This is a genomic window from Nocardia sp. NPDC127579 (assembly GCF_042672005.1).
GTDB lineage: Bacteria > Actinomycetota > Actinomycetes > Mycobacteriales > Mycobacteriaceae > Nocardia.
Genome location: NZ_JBHXVZ010000005.1, coordinates 283,955 through 303,605, shown reverse-complemented (window position 1 = coordinate 303,605; position 19,651 = coordinate 283,955). Strand labels below are relative to the sequence as shown.

Genomic DNA, 19,651 nt, shown 5'->3' with positions numbered 1-19,651 from the left:
GCAACGTTGCTGAGACGAGGAGAGTCGGCATGGACCACGGCACCGAACTGGACGCCCTGCTGCGCGCCCGGGTGACACCGGAACAGGCGTGGGACCTGTTCGATCGGCTGCCCGCGGCGCCGGTCGCCGAGATCACCACCGGCCGCTGGCGTGGCGAGGAACTCGACACCGGCCATCCGCTGGCCGGTGTCCTCGTCGAATCGGGTTGGTACGGAAAACAATTCGACGATCCGGAACGGGTGCACCCGTTGCTGTTCAGCGACGGGACCGGTGCGGTGTTCGCCGTCGACCCCCGCCGGGTGCCGCTCGCGCTGGCCGATCGGGTGCCGCTGCCCGCGATCCGCGCGGTGCGGAAGTCGCTGCGCTACACCGGATTCGCGTTGCGCACCGGCAAACCGACGGCACGATTGCGTGATATCGAGTACCGGGGCCTGGTCAGCGCCGCCATGGTCTACGACCACCTGCCGATCATCGACCACTTCCGCCGGGTGGACGCGGGCACGCTGCTCGGCGTGATGGATCTGCGCGGCATGGCCGAGCCGTATTTCTTCGTGCTGCGCAACTGATCCGGGAACCGGCACTACCATCGGGCGGGGGGCGTACCGAGGAGGTGGGCTCGATGGATCGCACGACGTGCCTGGTGGTCGGTGGCGGCCCGGCCGGGATGGTACTCGGTCTGCTCCTGGCCCGTGGCGGGATCGAGGTCACGGTGCTGGAGAAGCACGGCGACTTCCTGCGCGACTTCCGCGGCGACACCGTGCATCCCACCACGCTCGAGCTGCTCGACGAACTCGGCCTCGGCGCGGAATTCGCGAAGCTGCCCGCTCGCCGGATCCGGTCGGTCCAGATCCCGATCGGCGCCACCGTGCAAACCCTCGCGTCGCTGGAACGCCTTCCGGGCAAGCACAAGTACATCGCGATGGTGCCGCAATGGGATCTGCTGGATCTGCTCGCCCGCACCGCCGAACGCGAGTCCGGCTTCCGGTTGCGTATGAATACCGAAGCGACGGAAGTGATCTGGGAGGAAGGACGGGTGGCCGGCGTCGGTTATCGCACCGCCGACGGTGCGACCGGTGAGATCCACGCGCAGCTCACGGTCGCGTGCGACGGCCGTGCCTCGGTGTTGCGCGCCGCCGCCGGGCTGCCCGCGCGCAGCTGGCCCACTCCCATGGACATGTGGTGGTTTCGCCTGCCGCGCAACGACACCGACCCCGCGGGCGCGATTCCGGTGGTCGGCGCGCGCCGGGCCGCGGTGCTGCTCGACCGCGGCGACTACTGGCAGGTGGCCACGCTGATCGCCAAGGGCAGCGACGCGGCGGCCCGGCGCGGCCCCGTCGATGACATTGTGCGTGGTATGGCCGAGACGGTCCCGTGGCTGCGCGATCGCGTCGACGCGTTGCGGGACTGGGACGAGGTGAAGCTGCTGGACGTGCGGCTGGATCGGCTCGACAAGTGGTACGCCGACGGTCTGCTCTGTCTCGGCGACGCCGCGCACGCCATGTCCCCGGTCGCCGGTGTCGGGGTCAATCTGGCCGTGCAGGACGCGGTCGCCGCGGCCCGCATTCTCGTCGAACCGCTGGCCGAAGGCCGGGTCGGCACCGCCGATCTCGCCCGCGTCCAGCGCCGCCGGGCCCTGCCCACCGCCGTAACCCAAGGGCTGCAACGCTTTCTGCACGCCCGCGCGATCCGTCCCGCTCTGAGCGGCCGCATCGACATCGCGGGCGCCGAACAGGCGCCCCTGCCGCTGCGGATCTTCCGGCGCGTTCCCGTCGTGCGCGACATCCCGCCGTTCCTGCTGGCCCGCGGCATCAGACCCGAACACGCCCCGATCTTCGCCCGCCGCTATTCCTAGCCGGTCTCGGCGGCCGCCTTGATCCGGCGTTCGGTGTGCAGCAGCATCCATTGGAACGCGCGCGCCACGGCGAATCCGGTGACCAGCTCGATGATCGGGCCCAGGACCGGGACCGAACTGCCGAACCGCGAAATCCAGATCACCAGTGTCCCGTCGGCGGTGGGCGTCAACTCGATCCGCCCGAACTCGTGCCGTACCGGCGGCCGGGCTTTCAGGATCCGGTAGCCCATCCGCCGCGGCCGCTCGAACTCGGTGATCTCCTCTCGGAACCAGGCGGCCCGCGCGTTCACCTCTCGAATCGCCCCGGCGCCGTTGGGCTCGGTATCGCCCGGCCGCACGACCTGTGCCGAGGCCACCCCCGGAACCGTCGCCAAGGCCGCGTGGTCGGTGACCGCGTCGAACACGGTGTCGGGGTCGGCGTCGAAATGCCAGTGCACGCAGATGGTTCGCACGGATTCTCCCTCTCGGCGATGGGTTCGATCACGCTCCAGCGTGGGTCGACATCGCCGGTTACGCAACCGCGACAGTGTGTTCGGCACCTCGTACGCTCGAGATCATGACGGGATTCTGCTCGATCTGTGAAAAGCACCGGGGTGCGGGCGCACGGTGGCTCACTTCCATCAGCATGTCTTCGCTCGTCCGGTCGGTACGCCCGATGCGGTGCCCTGGTACGACACCACGTCGTGGGCGCAGCGCCCGCGGCTCGACGAAGCGGGGCTGATCGACCTGGTCCGGGGGCTGCGGCGGCGGTTCGCCGAAGGAACACGCTGACCGGAAGCCGCTAGCACGTATGTTCGAATGGGTGTAGGTTCGGCCGCATGGTGCTGCAAGGGTCGCTGCTGGACGGGTTCGGTGAGGTCGAGCTGGGTGGGCTCGGGCGGATTTGTCGTACCAGGCTGTCGCGCGGGGCCTGGGTGGATCTGCTGCCGGGGTGGTTGAGCGGGGCGGATGTGCTGTTCGAGCGGCTGGTCGACGGGGTGGCGTGGCAGGCGGAGCGGCGGCCGATGTACGACCGGGTGGTGGATGTGCCGCGGCTGCTCCGGTTCTACGGCGAGCACGAGGAACTGCCGGATCCGGTGCTCGACGACGCGCGCGCCGCCCTGAGCGCGCACTATCGGGCGGAGCTCGGGGAACCGTTCCGGACGGCCGGGATGTGCTACTACCGCGACGGTCGCGACAGCGTCGCCTGGCACGGCGACAATCTCGGCCGGGGTGCCGCGCACGACACCATGGTCGCGATCGTCTCCGTCGGCGCGCCCCGGGCATTGCTGCTGCGCCCGCGCGGGGGTGGCGAAACTCTGCGCTACCAGGTGGGGCACGGTGACCTGCTGGTGATGGGCGGATCGTGTCAGCGCACCTGGGAACATGCCGTGCCCAAGACTCGGAAACCGGCGGGCCCGCGCATCAGTATCCAGTTCCGTCCCCGTGGTGTGCGCTGATTTGACCTGAACATAAGTTCAGGTACGAAGCTGTGGTCCATGAGCGCAACAACGTCCGGAGCACCCGCCGTCGCCGACACCACCGTCGATCACACCGCCGATATCGCGGCCATCGAGCAGATTATCCGCGATACCGAGACCGCCTACAACACCAATGATGCCGAGCTGCTGACCAGCCCGTTCACCGAGAACGCGGCCGTGGTCAACGCGGTCGGCGCACTGATGACCGGCCGCGAGACGCTGCTGGCGGCCAACCGCGCCGGACTCCAGGGCTTCCTCGCCGACCAGTACGTGCGCTACGAACTCGCCGACATCACCTTCCTACGCGCCGACATCGCCATCGCCCACAAGACCGCGCGCGCCATCACCGCCGACGGCGCCCTGATCGATCAGGACCCGGCCATGATCGCCCTCTACGTCCTGGTCAAGGAGAACGGACGATGGTGGGCCGCCGCCCGGCAGAACACCCTCGTCCCGCGAGGGGAATAGGATTCGGGCACCCGAGGTTCCACTCCCTCGTCGTCGATCGTCAGGGAGTGATGCGCAATGGGTACGGAATTCTTGCTCGGTGGCGAGCTGAAGGTGAACCGAATCGGTTACGGCGCGATGCGATTGGCGGCAGCGCCGGAACCGGGGTTCGAGGCGGGAATGGGCCATATCTGGCGGGCGCCGGTGGATCGGCCCGCAGCGCACGCCGTGCTGCGGCGGGCCGTCGAATCCGGGGTGAATCTCATCGACACCGCGGATTCGTACGCGCTGGGCGAGAACGAGGAACTCGTCGCCGAGGCGCTGCACCCGTACCGGGACGGCGTGGTGATCGCCACCAAAGTCGGTGTGGCCCGGCCGTCCCCGACCGAATGGGTACCGGTCGGGCACCCGGCGTATCTACGCCAGCAGGCCGAACTGAGCCTGCGGCGACTGCGCCTGGACCGGATCGACCTGCTGCAACTGCATCGCGTCGACCCGTCGGTGCCGCTCGCCGATCAGATCGGCGCGCTGCACCAGCTGCGCGAGGAGGGCAAGGTCCGCCACATCGGCCTGTCCGAGGTGACGCTGGATCAGTTGCGCGAAGCCGAGCAGATCACGCCGATCGCGAGCGTGCAGAACATGTACAACCTGGCCCAACGGGGCCACGACCCGGTCGTGGACTACGCCGCCGAGCGCGACATCGCGTTCATCCCGTTCTTCCCGGTGGCCGGGGGCGAGCACACCGGCCCGGACGGCCCGGTCGCCGCGGTGGCCACGGAGATCGGCGCGACACCCGCCCAGACCGCCCTGGCCTGGCTGCTCCGCCGCTCGCCCACGATCCTCCCGATTCCGGGCACCACCTCGGTGGAGCATCTCGCCGAGAACCTCGCCGCCACCGAATTGTCGCTGACAGACGAACAATTCGAGCGACTGGCAGCGATCGGCCGATGAATCAGCAGGTGTAGCGGCGACGGCGCACAGTGGCGCTGTGCGCCCAATTCCGGCACCCGTTCTGCCTCGCCTCGGATCCAGGACACCATGTGCGGGTCGGGCCCGGCAACGGATTCTCCGCGCGCCGGATAGATTGACCGTATGAGTGATCCGGGGGTTCTGGCGGTCATGCCGCTGCATACGATCAGTGAGGTCTACGGGGAGGCGGGGCTGCGAGAGCGATTACTCCTGGAGATCGCCGAGTTCGAGGAACCGAAACGGCTCCTCGAGGCGCTGGAGCTGGCTTCGCACCTGCACGCCGACGACAGCTACGGTCGCGAACCGTATATGAATCATCTACTGCGCGTGGCGATCCGGATCGCCAGCCACTACGAGGTCCGTGATGCCGACGTGGTGGTGGCGGGGCTGCTGCACGACTCGGTCGAAGACCATCCCCGTGAGCTCGCGGACGAGGGAACCACCGCCGCCGCTCTCGCCGAGATCGCGCGCCGATTCGGCCCCAGGGTGGCCGATATCGTTGCCGCCGTGACCAATCCGGCCACCGACCCGAGCCGGGACCGGCACGAGCAATACCGCGAACACGTCGCGGCCGCCCTGGCGCGGGCACCCTGGGCGCGCGTGGTGAAGCTGTCCGACTTCACCGACAACGGTGTCGGCATCCTGTACTCCAGCGATTCGCATATGCGCAAACTCGCCGCGAAGTACCGTCCGCTGACCGATGTGTACCGCGAGTTGGTGGCCCGCCCGGACACGCCGCTGGCCGACCATGTGAAGCAGCACATCCTGGTCCAGATCGACCGGGCCGACGAACGTTTCGACGCCATCCTCGCGCGCCGCCCCGGAAGCGCCGGTCAGGAATAGGCTCGTGGCATGTCGATCAAGAATCTCGGAGAGCGACTCTTCGTAGGCCTCAACGCGTTCCTGTACCGCCGCAGCGGCGGGAAGGTCCTGGGGAAGATCCAGGGCGCACCGGTACTGCTGCTCACCACCGTGGGTCGCAAGACCGGCAAATCACGGACCTCCCCGCTGCTGTATCTACAGGACGGCGACCGCTACGTAGTGGTCGGCTCGCACGCGGGCGCCGCGGCCGACCCGGCCTGGGTGCACAATCTGCGCGCCCGGGCCGAGGCGGAGATCGAGGTCGGCGCGCGCACCATCGCGGTACAGGGCGTCGAGCTGCCCGCCGACGAGAGCGCCGCCCTGTGGCCACGCCTGGACGCCATGTACGCCGGTTACGCCGATTACCGCGGCAAGACCGACCGCGCCTTCCCGGTGTTCGCGCTCACTCCACGCTGACCTCCTCGCCGAGGAACCCGCCGGACTGATGCCGCCACAGTTTCGCGTACATCCCGTCGGCGCGGAGCAGTTCCGGATGTGAGCCCTGTTCGACGATGGTGCCGCGATCGAGCACGACGAGCTGGTCCATGCTCGCCACCGTGCTCAACCGGTGCGCCACCACCAGCGCGGTCCGGCCCGCCATGAGCTCCCACAGCGCCTGCTGTACCAGCAGCTCACCCTCGGAATCCAGTGCGCTGGTGGCCTCGTCGAGCAGCAGGATGGGCGCGTCGCGCAGGATGGCGCGCGCCAGCGCGACCCGCTGTCGTTGCCCGCCGGACAGTTTCACCCCGCGCTCGCCGACGAGTGTCTCCAGTCCGTCGGGCAGGGCGTCGGCGAATTCGGTGACGTGCGCCGCTTTCGCCGCGCGCTGCACGTCCGCGTCGTCGGCGTCGGGCCGGGCGAAGCGGATGTTCTCGCGCAGCGTGCGGTGGAACATGGCCGGTTCCTGCGGAACATAGGCGACCAGGCCGCGCAGGTCGGCCTGCCGCAGGCGCGAAATGTCCTGTCCGCCTATGCGTATCGTGCCGCCCTGGATATCGCTCATGCGCAGCAGCAGCTGGGTGATGGTGGTCTTGCCGCCGCCGGAGCGGCCCACCAGCCCCACCCGGGCACCCGCGGGCACCTCCAGGTCCAAGCCGGTGAACAGCGGCCGGCCCTGCGGGTAGGTGAAGTCGACCTTGCTGAAGCGCACGCCGAAGTCCTTGGGCCGCAGCGGTTCCGGATCCGGCGGTTCGGTGATCGCGGGCGGGGACAGCAGCAGTTCGGTGAACTGGGCCGCCTCGGTGATCGAGCTCTCCAGCCGCCGGTAGATCTGGTTGAACCGGAACATGATGCCGGTGGCGTTCCAGAAGTAGGTGAACGCCACCACGACCACCTCGACGCCGGCGCCGTTGCTCACCAGCCGCACCGCCAGCAGCAGGCCGACGACATTGGTCAGCACGAACATCGGCGCGACCGCCAGATCGATCCGCAGATTCCCGTAATCCCAGGACCGCAACGCTTTTCGCCGCTGCTCGGCCACTCGCCGCCGGTGTTCGGCGGCCTCTTGCGGCTCGGCGGCGAAGGCGCGCACGGTGTGCATGTTCGAGACGCTGTCGGAGACATGTCCGGCGACCCGGGCGATCGCCGCCTCCCGCTGATCGACCAGTCGCTGCCGGCGGCGGATCAGCGGCGCGATCACCAGCCCGGTGAATCCGATCAGGCCGACCATGGCGACCACGAGCAGCGGGTCGTAACGCCACAGCACGAACGCCGCGAACCCGACGGGCACGATGAACGCGCAGATCTCGAAGACGAAGGTGTCGACGAATTCCTCGTAGCGGGAGGCGAAACTCAGGGCGCGTTTGGTCAGTGAGCCCGCGAAGTTGTCGTGGAAGAACGCCGCGTCCCGGGTGAGCAGTTCGTCCATCGCCGTGATGTACAGGTGCTCGATCCCGTAGGCGTCGGTGCGGTTCAGACAGTGAATGCCCAAGCGCCAGCACAGTTCCGAGCACAAGAGCAATCCGGCCACGCCGAATACGTAAGGCAGTACTGTCTCGGCCGTGATCGTGTCGCCCGTGGCGATGCGGCCGACCATCGCCGCGACGACCAGCGGCACCAGATACAGCTGGCAGATATTGCCCAGCGCGGGCGCCAGCATGGCGGGTACCGCGAGGCGCGGCATCCGTCGTAGTTCTTTTCCGTAGTGGTGGAGTACGAGCCTGACTGCGGATCTGCGGGCGGCCATGCGCCTCCTTCTCGAATCGTGGTCCGAGCAGCCCTCGACCGTCCCGGGACAGCAGTGGGCCGGGACTGGTGAAAGAGGGGGAGTAGCCATGGTGCCGGTTCGCCGCTGATTCGGCCACTGATTTTCCGGCGACCGGATCAGCGCGGCAGCCGGCGCACCCGGGCAGCCTGGCGGGTGAGGTGATCGCGTTCGGCCGCGCTTGTGGCCGCCGCTGCCGCGGCGACGTATTGCTCCGCAGCGGTCTCGAGGTCACCGGCGCGTTCGAGCAGGTGGGCGCGAACCGCGCTGTAGCGCGGCAATTCCGGGTCGATCCGGCCCAGTTCCGCCAGTCCCGCCTGCGCTCCGTCGGCCTCGCCGACCGCGACCGCGCGATTGAGCCGCACCACCGGGCTGCCGGTGATCCGGAGCAGCTCGTCGTACCACTCGACGATCTGCACCCAGTCGGTTTCGGCGGCGTCGGGCGCGTCCGCGTGCAACGCGGCGATCGCGGCTTGCGCCTGGTATTCGCCGAGCCGGTCACGGGCCAGGGCCGCCTGCAAGATCGCGACGCCTTCGGTGATGAGCACGGTGTCCCAGCGGGATCGGTCCTGCTCGGCGAGCGGCACCAGCCGTCCGCCCGGCCCGACCCGGGACGCGCGCCGGGCATGGTGCAGCAGCATGAGCGCCAGCAACCCCGCGACCTCGGGATCGGCGGTGGCGGCGGCGAGCTGACGGGTGAGCCGGATGGCTTCGGCCGCGAGATCGACATCGCCGCCGTAGCCCTCGTTGAAGACGAGATACAGCACCCGCAGCACCGTCGGGAGATCACCGGGCCGATCCAGCGGCAGCCCCGCGATCCGGCGTTTGGCGCGGCTGATCCGTTGCGCCATGGTCGCTTCCGGCACCAGGTATGCCTGCGCGATCTGCCGCGTGGTCAGGCCGCCGACCGCGCGTAGCGTCAAAGCCACCGCCGACGCGGGCGACAGCGCCGGGTGCGCGCAGAGGAAATACAGCCACAGCGAGTCGTCGGCGTTCGGCACGGGACCGTCCGGTGGCTGTGCGTCGACGGCGAATTCCCTTCCGCGCCGGGCGGTTTCGGATCGTGCGTCGTCGAGGAACCGGTGCCACGCGGCCGTGACCAGCCAGCCTTTGGGATCGCGCGGCGGCTCCTGCGGCCAGGTCCGCACGGCGCGGATCAGTGCCTCCTGCACGGCATCCTCGGCCGCCGCGAAGTCGGCTCCGCGGCGAACGAGGATTCCGATGACCGCGGGCACCAGCTCCCGCAGCAGTGCCTCGTTCACTCGGTGACGGTGGGGGCGGCACCGTAGAACGGCCGCAGCTCGAGCCATTCCCGCACCGGCTTGCCGTCCGCGCCGGGCGCCAGGGACAGTTCGGCGGCCAGCTCGAGCGCGCGCTCATAGGTCTCGACGTCGATCACCATCCAGCCCGCGATCAGGTCCTTGGTTTCGGCGAACGGCCCGTCGGTGATCGGGGTGCCGTCGTCACCGGCGCGGACGAAGGTGCCCTGCGGTGCCAGTGCCTGACTGTCCACGTATTCTCCGCTCGCTTCCAGACGGGCGGCGAAGTCCTGCATGTACTGCACGTGGGCGGTCAGTTCGGCGGGTGTCCACTGATCCATCGGCACGTCGTTGACCGAGGCCGGTGCGCCGCGGTAGTGCTTGAGCAACAGGTATTTGGCCATTGTCTTCTCCTCGAAAGTAGTCGGTGCTCAGGCGTTCCGGCGTTCGTCGCGCTGCCGGATCAGCTCCTCGGGCAGGTCGCGGGCCGGCAGGTCCCGGCTCGGCGGCCGGTGCGGGATTTCGGTGATCTCGCTCGATTCCATGGTGGCGCTCCTCGGTCGGTGCAGCCGTTGTGACTGCTCGTACCCCTGGGACGGAGCCGATCGGCGGTTCTCGACATCCGGTGCGCGGAAACTTCGAAGAATTTTGCCGAGCTCGACCGGTACCGCGAACCCTAGGGGAGTCGCAGCACCGATTCGACGAGTTCGCGCACTCCGGCGCGTAGCCGGTCGGCGGCGCCGGCGCGGACCAGCTGGGGGACCAGTTCGCCGCCGAGCGGCGCGAGCAGCAGCGCGCCGACGGTCTCGGCGTCCAGGTCCGGGCGGACCTCGCGCAGCAGGCCGGTGACATGGGTGGCCCAGAAGCGGTGCAGCTCCTCGCGATCGGGGTGTGGCGGAATGGCCTGGTAGGCGACCATCAGTTCGACGTTGTCGATGACCAGATCGGCCATGGCCTCGAAGTAGGCGAGCAGTCGCTCGGCGGCGGGCGCGCCGGGACCGAGCGGCGGCGGTCCATCACGGACCGCGGTCATCAGGGCGCGGGCGGGCTCGCCGACCAGTTCGTGCAGCAGACCCGCGCGCGAGCCGAAGCGGTGGAAGATCGTGCCTTTTCCGACGCCCGCGGCGGCCGCGACCCGATCCATGGTGATGGCCTCGGCGCCGTGCGTGGCCAGCAGCGCCTTGGTCGCGTCGAGAATGGCGCGCCGATTACGGGCGGCGTCGGCGCGTTCTCTGGGCTGTCCGTCGGACATCTCACCGCTTTCCCTCGACAGCATTGACAAGTTGACCGGCGGTCCATAACGTCGACAGTGTTAATTGGACCGCTAGTCAAGTTATGGAGTTTTCGATGCGGGCAATCGTAATGACGGGTGTCGGCGGACCCGAGGTACTGGTCGCCCAGGAGCGTCCCGTGCCGCGGCCCGGCGCGGGCGAGCTGGTGATCCGCGTCGAGGCGATCCCCGTGCTCTTCCCGGAGACGAAGCTGCGTTCGGGGGAGTTCCCACTGCCCGTCCCAGCGCCGCTGGTGTTCGGTTTCGAGGCGGTCGGCACCGTCACCGAGGTCGGCGCGGGCGTCGACACCGGCTGGATCGGACAGCGAGTCGCCGTGGCCACCATGGGTTTCGGCACCTACGCGGAATCGGTGTGTGTCCCAGCGGCATCCGCGACGCCGGTGCCCGAGCAGCTGTCGGCGGACGCCGCGGCCGCGGTGCTGATGGGCGGTTCCGTCGCGCTCACCCTGCTGGCGGCGGCCGGTCTCACCGGATCGGAGACGGTGCTGGTGCAAGCCGCCGCGACCGGCGTCGGCGCGGCCCTGACCCAGCTCGCGGCCGAACACGGCGCGGCCCGGGTGATCGCCACGGCGGGCAGTCCGGCCAAACTCGCCCAGGCGCGCAAGCTGGGCGCGGACGAGGTCATCGACCACAGCGACCCCGACTGGCCTGCCCGCCTGCGTGAAATCCTCGGCGGCGCAACCGTGGACGTCGTCTTCGACGCCATCGGCGGGACCACCTCCGCCGCCCTGCTCGACCTGATGACTCCGCTGCGCGGCCGCATGCTCAGCTACGGCTTCCTCTCGGGCGCACCGGCGCAGATCACCGCCATGGATCTGATCGGCCGCGGCCTCACGCTCACCGGCTGCGCCGGGCCGAACTGGCTGGCCGAGGTCGCGAGCGCCCGCCCGGCCGCCCTGCGCCGAGCCGCCGCCGGAACCTTGATCCCGCTGATCGATTCGGTGCTGCCGCTGTCCGACGCGGCCGCCGCGCACGCCCGGATCGATACCCGTGCGGCCATGGGGGCAGTGCTTCTGCGCCCATGAAAGCTTCGGGGTGGAGCCATCGCACTTTCGGCTCGTGTGCCACCGACGCGCGAAAGTTGCGCGGTGCCGGGCTAACGGCGCGGAATCCCGGTCATCGGATCATTGTGCCCGCCAAGGGAACTCGCGGACCGGTTTGCCGGGATACGAGCTAGTCTCCGGCAAGCGTGGTCCGCGATGGGTTCCGGGGCAGTCGAGTGGCCCCGCCCACAGGCCCGCGCGTGGCCTCCCTCACACGGGATGTGCCTGGTGGAAGGCGGAATCGGTGGACTGTTAGGCTGCAAGTCGTAAGACATCCTTTAACGGACCGTTCAGTGAGGCGGGGAAGGAGGTCGGCATGGCTGTGCCTGGAGATCGGGCGGCCAAGTCCGGCGAGCAATCGCAACGGCATACCCCGGAATGGGTGGCGACAGGGCGGGAGCTGCTGTCACCGTCCGACGTCAGCCGGACCATCGCGCGCATCGCGCATCAGATCATCGAGAAGACCGCACTGGATTCCGCCGAGTCCGCCGCGCCGCGCGTGGTGCTGATCGGCATTCCGACCCGCGGCACCACCCTGGCCGCGCGGCTCACCGACAAGATCGAGGAATTCTCCGGTGTCCGCCCCGCCCTGGGCTCGCTCGACATCACCCTCTACCGCGACGACCTGCGGACCCGTCCGCATCGACCGCTGGAACGTACCTCCGTGCCCGACGGCGGCATCGAGGACGCGCTCGTGGTGCTGGTCGACGACGTGCTGTTCTCCGGCCGCACCGTGCGCTCGGCCCTGGACGGCCTGCGCGACCTGGGCCGTCCCCGCGCGGTGCAGCTGGCGGTGCTGATCGACCGCGGCCACCGCGAACTGCCGATCCGCGCCGACTTCGTGGGTAAGAACGTGCCCACCTCGCGCTCGGAGGACATCTCCGTGCTGCTCACCGAACACGACGGCCGTGACGGCGTGTATCTGCACCAGGAGGAGCAGGCGTGAAGCATCTGCTGAGCGTCACCGACCTCGATCGGGCCGCGGCGGTCGAATTGCTCGACGAGGCAGAGCGTTTCGAGCAGGCGCTGCTGGGCCGCGAGGTGCACAAGCTGCCCACCCTGCGCGGCCGCACCGTGATGACGGTCTTCTACGAGAACTCCACCCGCACCCGGGTCTCCTTCGAGGTCGCGGGCAAGTGGATGAGCGCCGACGTGATCAACGTCAGTGCCAGTTCCTCCTCGGTCTCCAAGGGCGAATCGCTGCGCGACACCGCGCTCACCCTGCACGCGGCCGGCGCGGACGCGCTGATCGTCCGGCACCCGGCTTCCGGCGCCGCCCATCAGATCGCCCGGTGGATGGACACCTGGGCAGCCGGGGAGAACCGGCCGAGTCCGGCCATCATCAATGCCGGTGACGGCATGCACGAGCACCCGACCCAGGCCCTGCTGGACGCCCTGACCCTGCGGCAGCGGCTCGGCGAGATCGAGGGCCGCCGGATCGTGATCGTCGGCGACATCCTGCACAGCCGGGTGGCCCGCTCGAATGTCTTCCTGCTCGCCACCCTCGGCGCCGACGTGACTCTGGTCGCGCCGCGCACACTGCTGCCGATCGGTGTCGAGACCTGGCCGTGCCGGGTCGCGCACGCGCTGGACGCCGAACTGCCCGGCACGGACGCGGTGATGATGCTGCGGGTGCAGCAGGAGCGCATGAACGGCGGCTTCTTCCCGTCGCCGCGCGAATACGCGGTCAGCTACGGGTTGTCCGAGCGCCGCATGGCCATGCTCGACGAGCACACCGTGGTGCTGCACCCGGGCCCGATGCTGCGCGGTATGGAAATCGCGCCCGCCGTTGCGGATTCGAACCGCGCCGCGATCCTGCAACAGGTCACCAACGGGGTGCACATGCGCATGGCGGTGCTGTTCCGGCTGCTGGTCGGCGCGCAGGAGGTGGTGGCATGAGTGCGAAGGATGGTGCCGTGGAACTGGTGATCAAGGGCGCCCGCGTCTATGGCGCGGGCGAGCCGGTCGACGTGCTGATCCGCGACGGCGTGATCGCCGAGATCGGCGCCGATCTGAGCGCCGACGAGGTGATCGACGCGGCGGGCCAGATCCTGCTGCCCGGTTTCGTCGACCTGCACACGCATCTGCGCGAACCCGGCCGCGAGGACACCGAGACCATCGAAACCGGTTCCGCCGCAGCCGCGCTCGGCGGATACACCGCGGTGTTCGCGATGGCCAACACCAACCCGGTCGCCGACTCGCATGTGGTCACCGATCACGTGTGGCGGCGCGGCCAGGAGGTCGGCCTGGTCGATGTGTACCCGGTCGGCGCGGTCACGGTCGGACTGAAGGGCAAGCAGCTCGCCGAGATGGGCACCATGGCCGCCGGTGTCGGCGCGGTGCGGATGTTCTCCGACGACGGCCACTGCGTCTACGACCCGCTGATCATGCGCCGCGCTCTGGAGTACGCGACCTCGCTGGGCGTGCTGATCGCCCAGCACGCGGAGGAGCCGCGGCTCACCGAAGGCGCGGTGGCGCACGAGGGGCCGACCGCCGCCAGGCTGGGTCTGGCCGGCTGGCCGCGCGCCGCCGAGGAGTCCATCGTGGCCCGCGACGCGCTGCTGGCCCGCGATGCCGGTGCGCGCGTGCACATCTGCCACGCCTCCACGGCGGGCACCGTGGAACTGGTGAAATGGGCCAAGGCGCAAGGTATTTCGATCACCGCCGAGGTCACCCCGCATCACCTGCTGCTGGACGACTCGCGCCTCGAGACCTACGACGCGGTCAACAAGGTCAACCCGCCGCTGCGTGAGGCCTCCGACGCGGCCGCGCTGCGCCAGGCCCTGGCCGACGGTGTCATCGACTGTGTCGCCACCGACCACGCGCCGCACGCCGAACAGGACAAGTGCTGCGAGTTCTCGGTGGCCCGGCCCGGCATGCTCGGCCTGGAGACGGCGCTGTCGATCATCGTGCAGACCATGGTGGAGCCGGGGCTGCTGGACTGGCGCGGCGTCGCCCGGGTGATGAGCGAGCGGCCCGCCGCGATCGTCGGCCTGGACGAGCACGGCCGCCCGATCGAGGTCGGCGAGCCCGCCAACCTCACCCTGATCGACCCGGACGCGAGGTGGACGGTGCGGGCGAAGGAACTCGCCAGCATCTCCGACAACACGCCGTTCGAGGCCATGACCTTCCCGGCGAAGGTGACGGCGACGCTGCTGCGCGGCCGGGTGACCGCTCGAGACGGGAAGGCCGTGCGGTAATGGAGAGACTGCTGTGGGTCCTGGGCTGCCTGGCGCTGTTCGCGCTGGGTGTGTGGCTGATGTACCGGGGGTGGCAGAAGCGTGCGGCGCGCCAGGCGGGCCGCGTCGGCGAGCTGCCCGCGGTGCCGGCCGAGCTCGGCGCGCAGGTGCTCGAACCGACCACCGGCCTGTATCTGGGCAGCACCTTCGCGCCCAGCTGGCAGGACCGGATCGTGGTGGGCGACCTGGGTTTCCGCGCCACCGCGGAACTGACCCGGTTCGAGCACGGCATCCTGCTGCAACGTGACGGCGCCACGGCGCTGTGGATTCCGCAGGAGTCCATTTCGGCCGTGCGGACCGAGCGCGGGCACGCGGGCAAGGTAATGACCGAAGATGGTGTGCTGGTAATTCGCTGGACGCTGCCGACCGGAACCGAGATCGATACCGGTTTCCGAGGAGACGACAAGACGGTGTATCCGGCGTGGGCCAGGACTGTGACGGGAGACGACGAGTGAAGCAACAAGAACAGGCCGCGCTGGTGCTCGAGGACGGCCGCGTGTTCCGCGGCACGGCCTACGGGGCCCTCGGCGAGACCCTGGGCGAGGCGGTGTTCTGCACCGCGATGACCGGCTACCAGGAGACCCTGACCGACCCCAGCTACCACCGCCAGATCGTGGTGGCCGCGGCGCCGCAGATCGGCAACACCGGCTGGAACGACGAGGACGACGAATCCGGCAAGATCTGGGTCGCCGGCTATGTCGTGCGCGATCCGGCCCGCCGCGCCTCCAACTGGCGCGCCACCGGCACGCTGCCCGAGGCCATGCAGCGCCAGAACGTGGTCGGTATCGCGGGTGTCGACACCCGTGCCCTGGTCCGGCACCTGCGCACGCGCGGGTCGATGAAGGCGGGCATCTTCTCCGGCCCGGCCCTGGCCGACGCCGAGCAGCTGCTCTCGCGGGTGAACAACCAGCCCTCGATGCTGGGCGCGGACCTGGCCGACGAGGTCAGCACGAACGAGCTCTACACCATCGACCCGGCCGGTGATCACCGCTTCACCGTGGTCGCGGTCGACCTGGGCATCAAGACCAATACCCCGCGCATGTTCGCCGAGCGCGGCATGCGGGTGCATGTGGTCCCGTCCACCGTCGGCCTGGATCAGATCAAAGAACTGAACCCGGACGGTGTCTTCCTGTCCAACGGCCCGGGCGACCCGGGCACCCAGGACGGCGCGGTCGCGCTCACCCAGGGAATCCTGTCCGAGGGGTTGCCGCTGTTCGGCATCTGCTTCGGCAACCAGATCCTGGGCCGGGCCCTGGGCCGCAGCACCTACAAGATGAAGTTCGGCCACCGCGGCATCAATATCCCGGTCGTCGAGCACGGCACCGGCCGCATCTCGATCACCGCGCAGAACCACGGCTTCGCCCTCGAGGGCGAGCGGGGCGAACAGTTCGACACCCCGTTCGGCAAAGCCGAGGTCAGCCACGTCTGCGCCAACGACGGCACCGTCGAGGGCGTGCAGCTGGTCGACGGCCGCGCGTTCTCGGTGCAGTACCACCCGGAGGCCGCCGCCGGCCCCCACGATGCCGCCTATCTCTTCGACCGTTTCGCCGGTCTCATGGAAGGAGCCTGATGCCTCGCCGCGAGGATCTGAAGCACATCCTGGTGATCGGCTCGGGCCCGATCGTCATCGGCCAGGCCTGCGAATTCGACTACTCCGGCACCCAGGCGTGCCGAGTGTTGAAGTCCGAGGGCCTGCGCGTCTCGCTGGTGAACTCCAACCCGGCGACCATCATGACCGACCCGGAGTTCGCCGACTCGACCTACGTCGAGCCGATCACCTGGGAGTTCGTCGAGAAGGTGATCGCCAAGGAGCGCCCCGACGCCATCCTGGCCACCCTGGGCGGGCAGACCGCGCTGAACTGCGCTGTCGCCCTGCACGAGAACGGCATCCTGGACAAGTACAACGTCGAGCTGATCGGCGCCGACTTCGAAGCCATCCAGCGTGGTGAGGACCGGCAGAAGTTCAAGGACATCGTCGCCCAGGTGGGCGGCGAGTCGGCGCGCTCCAAGGTCTGCTTCACCATGGACGAGGTGCGCGAAACCGTTGCGGACCTGGGCTTTCCGGTGGTTGTGCGCCCGTCGTTCACCATGGGCGGCCTGGGTTCGGGCATGGCCTACAACCACGAGGATCTCGACCGCATCGCCGGCGGCGGCCTGGCCGCCTCGCCGACCGCGAACGTGCTGATCGAGGAATCCATCCTGGGCTGGAAGGAATTCGAGCTCGAGCTCATGCGCGACCGCAACGACAATGTGGTCATCGTCTGCTCGATCGAGAACGTGGACCCGATGGGCGTGCACACCGGTGACTCGGTCACCGTCGCCCCGGCCATGACCCTGACCGACCGCGAATACCAGAAGATGCGCGATCTCGGCATCGCGATCCTGCGCGAGGTCGGCGTCGACACCGGCGGCTGCAATATCCAGTTCGCGGTGGACCCGCGCGACGGCCGCCTGATCGTCATCGAGATGAATCCGCGCGTCTCGCGCTCCTCGGCGCTGGCCTCCAAGGCGACGGGCTTCCCGATCGCCAAGATCGCCGCCAAGCTGGCCATCGGCTACACCCTGGACGAGATCGTCAACGACATCACCAAGGAGACCCCGGCCTGCTTCGAGCCCACGCTGGACTACGTGGTCGTCAAGGCGCCGCGGTTCGCGTTCGAGAAGTTCCCGGGCGCCGACGCCACCCTGACCACCACCATGAAGTCGGTCGGTGAGGCGATGTCGCTGGGCCGCAACTTCGCCGAGGCGCTGGGCAAGGTGCTGCGGTCGCTGGAGACCAAGGCCGCGGGCTTCTGGACCCAGGAGGACGGGTCCTGGGCGCCGGTGGACGGCGATGTGCGCGCGGCGATCGAGAAGATCCTCGAAGACCTGCGCACCCCCACCGAGGGCCGGATCTATCAGGTCGAGCGCGCCCTGCGCTACGGCGCGAGCATCGACGAGGTGGCCGCGGCTTCGGGTGTCGACCCGTGGTTCGTCGCCGAGGTCGCCGGTCTGGTGGAGCTGCGTCAAGAGGTGCTCGACGCACCCGTGCTGGACGAGGAGCTGCTGCGCCGGGCCAAGCACTACGGCCTCTCCGACCGCCAATTGGCCGCGCTGCGACCGGAATTGGCGGGGGAGACCGGTGTGCGCGCCCTGCGGCACCGGCTGGGTGTGCGCCCGGTCTTCAAGACCGTCGACACCTGCGCCGCCGAATTCGAGGCCAAGACGCCGTACCACTACTCGGCCTACGAGCTCGATCCCGCAGCGGAGTCCGAGGTGGCCCCGCAGACCGAACGCGACAAGGTGCTGATCCTGGGTTCCGGCCCGAACCGCATCGGCCAGGGCATCGAGTTCGATTACTCCTGTGTGCACGCGGCGCTGACGCTGTCGGAAGCCGGGTACGAGACCGTCATGGTCAACTGCAACCCCGAGACCGTCTCCACCGACTACGACACCGCCGATCGCCTCTACTTCGAGCCGCTCACCTTCGAGGACGTGCTCGAGGTCTACCACGCCGAATCCGAATCCGGCACGGTCGCGGGCGTGATCGTGCAGCTCGGCGGCCAGACTCCGCTGGGGCTGGCGCAGCGCCTGACCGACGCGGGCGTGCCCGTGGTCGGCACCAGCGCCGCCGCCATCGACCTGGCCGAGGACCGCGGCGAGTTCGGTGACGTGCTGGTGGCCGCGGGTCTGCCCGCGCCCAAGTACGGCACCGCTACCACGTTCGCGCAGGCCAAGAAGATCGCCGCGGGGATCGGCTACCCGGTGCTGGTGCGCCCGTCCTATGTGCTGGGCGGGCGCGGCATGGAGATCGTCTACGACGAGCAGGCGCTCGAGGGCTATATCTCCCGGGCCACCGAGATCAGCCCGGACCGCCCGGTACTGATCGACCGCTTCCTGGAAGACGCCATCGAGATCGACGTCGACGCCCTGTGCGACGGCGAGGAGGTCTACCTGGGCGGCGTGATGGAGCATATCGAGGAGGCCGGTATCCACTCCGGTGACTCCGCGTGCGCGCTGCCCCCGATCACGCTGGGCCGCAGCGATATCGAGGCCGTGCGCCGCTCCACGGTGGCGCTGGCCAAGGGCATCGGCGTCCAGGGCCTGCTGAACGTGCAGTACGCGCTCAAGGACGACGTGCTCTACGTGCTCGAGGCCAATCCCCGTGCCAGCCGGACGGTTCCGTTCGTCTCCAAGGCGACCGCGGTGCCGCTGGCCAAGGCGGCGGCCCGGATCACCATGGGCGCCACCATCGCCGAGCTGCGCAAGGAGGGCATGCTGCCGCCCGAGGGCGACGGCGGGCACGTCCCGTTCGACGCGCCGGTCGCGGTGAAGGAGGCCGTGCTGCCCTTCCACCGGTTCAAGCGCGCCGACGGCAGCGGCGTGGATTCGCTGCTGTCACCGGAGATGAAGTCGACCGGCGAGGTGATGGGCATCGACGCCGACTTCGGCACCGCGTTCGCGAAATCGCAGGCGGCGGCCTATGGTTCGCTGCCCACCGAGGGCACGGTGTTCGTCTCCATCGCCAACCGCGACAAGCGTGCCATGGTGTTCCCGGTGAAGCGCCTGCACGACTTGGGCTTCCGCATCCTGGCCACCGAGGGCACCGCGGAAATGCTGCGCCGCAACGGTATTCCGTGCGAGCAGGTGCGCAAGCATTCCGAGGACAGCCCGGCCGACCAGGCCACCATCGTGGAGGTCATCCGCGACGGCGAGGTCGACATGGTGTTCAACACCCCGTACGGCAACTCGGGTCCCCGCGTGGACGGCTACGAGATCCGCACCGCCGCGGTGGGCGCGAACATCCCGTGCATCACCACGGTGCAGGGCGCGGCGGCGGCCGTGCAGGGCATCGAGGCGGGCATCAACGGTGGCATCGGCGTGCGGTCCCTGCAGGACCTGCACTCCAAGCTGCGTGGTTGATGCTGTGACATGGCGTCGCGGGCGCCGCGTGTTCGCGGCCCCCTGCGAGACGGCCGCGAACGGGGCGGTCGTAAGACTGCCTCCGAGCGGGGCCGAGTACGGATATCGGGGTTGCTCGTAACAAC

General features: G+C 69.3%; 20 protein-coding genes. 15 read left to right on the top strand and 5 right to left on the bottom strand.

The genetic code is table 11. The features are described from left to right. Nucleotides 1–29 precede the first annotated feature (29 nt). Both ACFVMC_RS19535 and ACFVMC_RS19530 read left to right on the top strand, forming a co-directional pair. The gene (locus tag ACFVMC_RS19535) at nt 30–566 is read left to right on the top strand and encodes a DUF4334 domain-containing protein (protein WP_379212061.1); all 537 of its coding nucleotides are present in this window, start codon (nt 30–32) and stop codon (nt 564–566) included. After that, complete coding sequence (locus ACFVMC_RS19530) at nt 566–1,852, top strand: FAD-dependent oxidoreductase (RefSeq protein ID WP_379212433.1); 1,287 nt, start codon at nt 566–568, stop codon at nt 1,850–1,852. The genes ACFVMC_RS19535 and ACFVMC_RS19530 overlap by 1 nt, the downstream gene beginning before the upstream one ends. Here the strand turns inward: ACFVMC_RS19530 and ACFVMC_RS19525 are convergent. After that, nucleotides 1,849–2,304, bottom strand: coding sequence for an SRPBCC family protein (locus tag ACFVMC_RS19525; protein WP_379212059.1), 456 nt, complete (start codon nt 2,302–2,304; stop codon nt 1,849–1,851). The genes ACFVMC_RS19530 and ACFVMC_RS19525 overlap by 4 nt on opposite strands. Nucleotides 2,305–2,458: 154 nt before the next feature. Between ACFVMC_RS19525 and ACFVMC_RS19520 the strand changes: the two genes are divergently transcribed. From ACFVMC_RS19520 to ACFVMC_RS19495, 6 genes are all read left to right on the top strand, one after another. After that, nucleotides 2,459–2,623 (top strand): hypothetical protein, encoded by a 165-nt coding sequence (locus ACFVMC_RS19520; RefSeq protein ID WP_379212058.1) that lies wholly within the window; start codon nt 2,459–2,461, stop codon nt 2,621–2,623. Nucleotides 2,624–2,670: 47 nt separating this feature from the next. After that, the gene (locus ACFVMC_RS19515) at nt 2,671–3,291 is read left to right on the top strand and encodes an alpha-ketoglutarate-dependent dioxygenase AlkB (protein WP_379212056.1); all 621 of its coding nucleotides are present in this window, start codon (nt 2,671–2,673) and stop codon (nt 3,289–3,291) included. Nucleotides 3,292–3,330: 39 nt separating this feature from the next. Next, complete coding sequence (locus ACFVMC_RS19510) at nt 3,331–3,780, top strand: SgcJ/EcaC family oxidoreductase (RefSeq protein WP_379212054.1); 450 nt, start codon at nt 3,331–3,333, stop codon at nt 3,778–3,780. A 57-nt stretch (nt 3,781–3,837) separates the two neighbouring features. Then, nucleotides 3,838–4,710 (top strand): aldo/keto reductase, encoded by an 873-nt coding sequence (locus tag ACFVMC_RS19505; RefSeq protein WP_379212053.1) that lies wholly within the window; start codon nt 3,838–3,840, stop codon nt 4,708–4,710. A 141-nt stretch (nt 4,711–4,851) separates the two neighbouring features. Beyond that, on the top strand, nt 4,852–5,571 hold the full coding sequence (locus ACFVMC_RS19500; RefSeq protein WP_379212051.1) for an HD domain-containing protein: 720 nt from the start codon (nt 4,852–4,854) through the stop codon (nt 5,569–5,571). Between the two features lie 9 nt (nt 5,572–5,580). Then, nucleotides 5,581–6,006 (top strand): nitroreductase family deazaflavin-dependent oxidoreductase, encoded by a 426-nt coding sequence (locus tag ACFVMC_RS19495; RefSeq protein ID WP_379212050.1) that lies wholly within the window; start codon nt 5,581–5,583, stop codon nt 6,004–6,006. Here ACFVMC_RS19495 and ACFVMC_RS19490 read toward each other — a convergent pair. The 4 genes from ACFVMC_RS19490 to ACFVMC_RS19475 all read right to left on the bottom strand — a co-directional run bounded on the left by ACFVMC_RS19490 (nt 5,993) and on the right by ACFVMC_RS19475 (nt 10,303). After that, on the bottom strand, nt 5,993–7,774 hold the full coding sequence (locus ACFVMC_RS19490) for an ABC transporter ATP-binding protein (RefSeq protein ID WP_379212048.1): 1,782 nt from the start codon (nt 7,772–7,774) through the stop codon (nt 5,993–5,995). The two genes, ACFVMC_RS19495 and ACFVMC_RS19490, sit on opposite strands and share 14 nt — an antisense overlap. Nucleotides 7,775–7,911: 137 nt before the next feature. Then, nucleotides 7,912–9,054: an RNA polymerase sigma factor gene (locus ACFVMC_RS19485; protein ID WP_379212046.1), complete on the bottom strand. Its 1,143-nt coding sequence runs from the start codon at nt 9,052–9,054 to the stop codon at nt 7,912–7,914. Beyond that, nucleotides 9,051–9,455: a YciI family protein gene (locus ACFVMC_RS19480; protein ID WP_379212044.1), complete on the bottom strand. Its 405-nt coding sequence runs from the start codon at nt 9,453–9,455 to the stop codon at nt 9,051–9,053. The genes ACFVMC_RS19485 and ACFVMC_RS19480 overlap by 4 nt, the downstream gene beginning before the upstream one ends. Nucleotides 9,456–9,727: 272 nt before the next feature. Then, the gene (locus ACFVMC_RS19475; protein ID WP_379212043.1) at nt 9,728–10,303 is read right to left on the bottom strand and encodes a TetR/AcrR family transcriptional regulator; all 576 of its coding nucleotides are present in this window, start codon (nt 10,301–10,303) and stop codon (nt 9,728–9,730) included. Between the two features lie 95 nt (nt 10,304–10,398). On the opposite strand from ACFVMC_RS19475, the gene ACFVMC_RS19470 reads away from it, so the two are divergent. The 7 genes from ACFVMC_RS19470 (at nt 10,399) to carB (ending at nt 19,526) form a co-directional block, all read left to right on the top strand. Further along, the gene (locus ACFVMC_RS19470; RefSeq protein WP_379212041.1) at nt 10,399–11,367 is read left to right on the top strand and encodes a zinc-binding alcohol dehydrogenase family protein; all 969 of its coding nucleotides are present in this window, start codon (nt 10,399–10,401) and stop codon (nt 11,365–11,367) included. Nucleotides 11,368–11,701: 334 nt separating this feature from the next. Further along, entirely contained in the window at nt 11,702–12,331 is a 630-nt protein-coding gene (pyrR, locus tag ACFVMC_RS19465; protein ID WP_379212039.1) for a bifunctional pyr operon transcriptional regulator/uracil phosphoribosyltransferase PyrR, read from the top strand. Continuing rightward, entirely contained in the window at nt 12,328–13,284 is a 957-nt protein-coding gene (locus ACFVMC_RS19460) for an aspartate carbamoyltransferase catalytic subunit (protein ID WP_379212038.1), read from the top strand. Before pyrR ends, ACFVMC_RS19460 begins: the two co-directional genes overlap by 4 nt. Next, complete coding sequence (locus tag ACFVMC_RS19455) at nt 13,281–14,585, top strand: dihydroorotase (protein WP_379212036.1); 1,305 nt, start codon at nt 13,281–13,283, stop codon at nt 14,583–14,585. The genes ACFVMC_RS19460 and ACFVMC_RS19455 overlap by 4 nt, the downstream gene beginning before the upstream one ends. Beyond that, complete coding sequence (locus ACFVMC_RS19450; protein ID WP_379212034.1) at nt 14,585–15,079, top strand: transporter; 495 nt, start codon at nt 14,585–14,587, stop codon at nt 15,077–15,079. Before ACFVMC_RS19455 ends, ACFVMC_RS19450 begins: the two co-directional genes overlap by 1 nt. Further along, the gene (gene carA, locus ACFVMC_RS19445; RefSeq protein ID WP_379212032.1) at nt 15,076–16,194 is read left to right on the top strand and encodes a glutamine-hydrolyzing carbamoyl-phosphate synthase small subunit; all 1,119 of its coding nucleotides are present in this window, start codon (nt 15,076–15,078) and stop codon (nt 16,192–16,194) included. The genes ACFVMC_RS19450 and carA overlap by 4 nt, the downstream gene beginning before the upstream one ends. Continuing rightward, a complete protein-coding gene (carB, locus tag ACFVMC_RS19440; protein WP_379212030.1) occupies nt 16,194–19,526 on the top strand; it encodes a carbamoyl-phosphate synthase large subunit in 3,333 nt (1,110 codons plus the stop codon). The genes carA and carB overlap by 1 nt, the downstream gene beginning before the upstream one ends. Nucleotides 19,527–19,651 lie beyond the last annotated feature (125 nt).

Bases quoted from the DNA above. Each gene is read 5' to 3' on its own strand.
- ACFVMC_RS19535 (WP_379212061.1), top strand. From the start codon at position 30: ATGGACCACGGCACCGAACTGGACGCCCTGCTGCGCGCCCGGGTGACA.
- ACFVMC_RS19515 (WP_379212056.1), top strand. From the start codon at position 2,671: ATGGTGCTGCAAGGGTCGCTGCTGGACGGGTTCGGTGAGGTCGAGCTG.
- ACFVMC_RS19510 (WP_379212054.1), top strand. From the start codon at position 3,331: ATGAGCGCAACAACGTCCGGAGCACCCGCCGTCGCCGACACCACCGTC.
- ACFVMC_RS19505 (WP_379212053.1), top strand. From the start codon at position 3,838: ATGGGTACGGAATTCTTGCTCGGTGGCGAGCTGAAGGTGAACCGAATC.
- ACFVMC_RS19500 (WP_379212051.1), top strand. From the start codon at position 4,852: ATGAGTGATCCGGGGGTTCTGGCGGTCATGCCGCTGCATACGATCAGT.
- ACFVMC_RS19495 (WP_379212050.1), top strand. From the start codon at position 5,581: ATGTCGATCAAGAATCTCGGAGAGCGACTCTTCGTAGGCCTCAACGCG.
- ACFVMC_RS19490 (WP_379212048.1), bottom strand. From the start codon at position 7,774: ATGGCCGCCCGCAGATCCGCAGTCAGGCTCGTACTCCACCACTACGGA.
- ACFVMC_RS19480 (WP_379212044.1), bottom strand. From the start codon at position 9,455: ATGGCCAAATACCTGTTGCTCAAGCACTACCGCGGCGCACCGGCCTCG.
- ACFVMC_RS19475 (WP_379212043.1), bottom strand. From the start codon at position 10,303: ATGTCCGACGGACAGCCCAGAGAACGCGCCGACGCCGCCCGTAATCGG.
- ACFVMC_RS19470 (WP_379212041.1), top strand. From the start codon at position 10,399: ATGCGGGCAATCGTAATGACGGGTGTCGGCGGACCCGAGGTACTGGTC.
- pyrR (WP_379212039.1), top strand. From the start codon at position 11,702: ATGGCTGTGCCTGGAGATCGGGCGGCCAAGTCCGGCGAGCAATCGCAA.
- ACFVMC_RS19455 (WP_379212036.1), top strand. From the start codon at position 13,281: ATGAGTGCGAAGGATGGTGCCGTGGAACTGGTGATCAAGGGCGCCCGC.
- ACFVMC_RS19450 (WP_379212034.1), top strand. From the start codon at position 14,585: ATGGAGAGACTGCTGTGGGTCCTGGGCTGCCTGGCGCTGTTCGCGCTG.
- carB (WP_379212030.1), top strand. From the start codon at position 16,194: ATGCCTCGCCGCGAGGATCTGAAGCACATCCTGGTGATCGGCTCGGGC.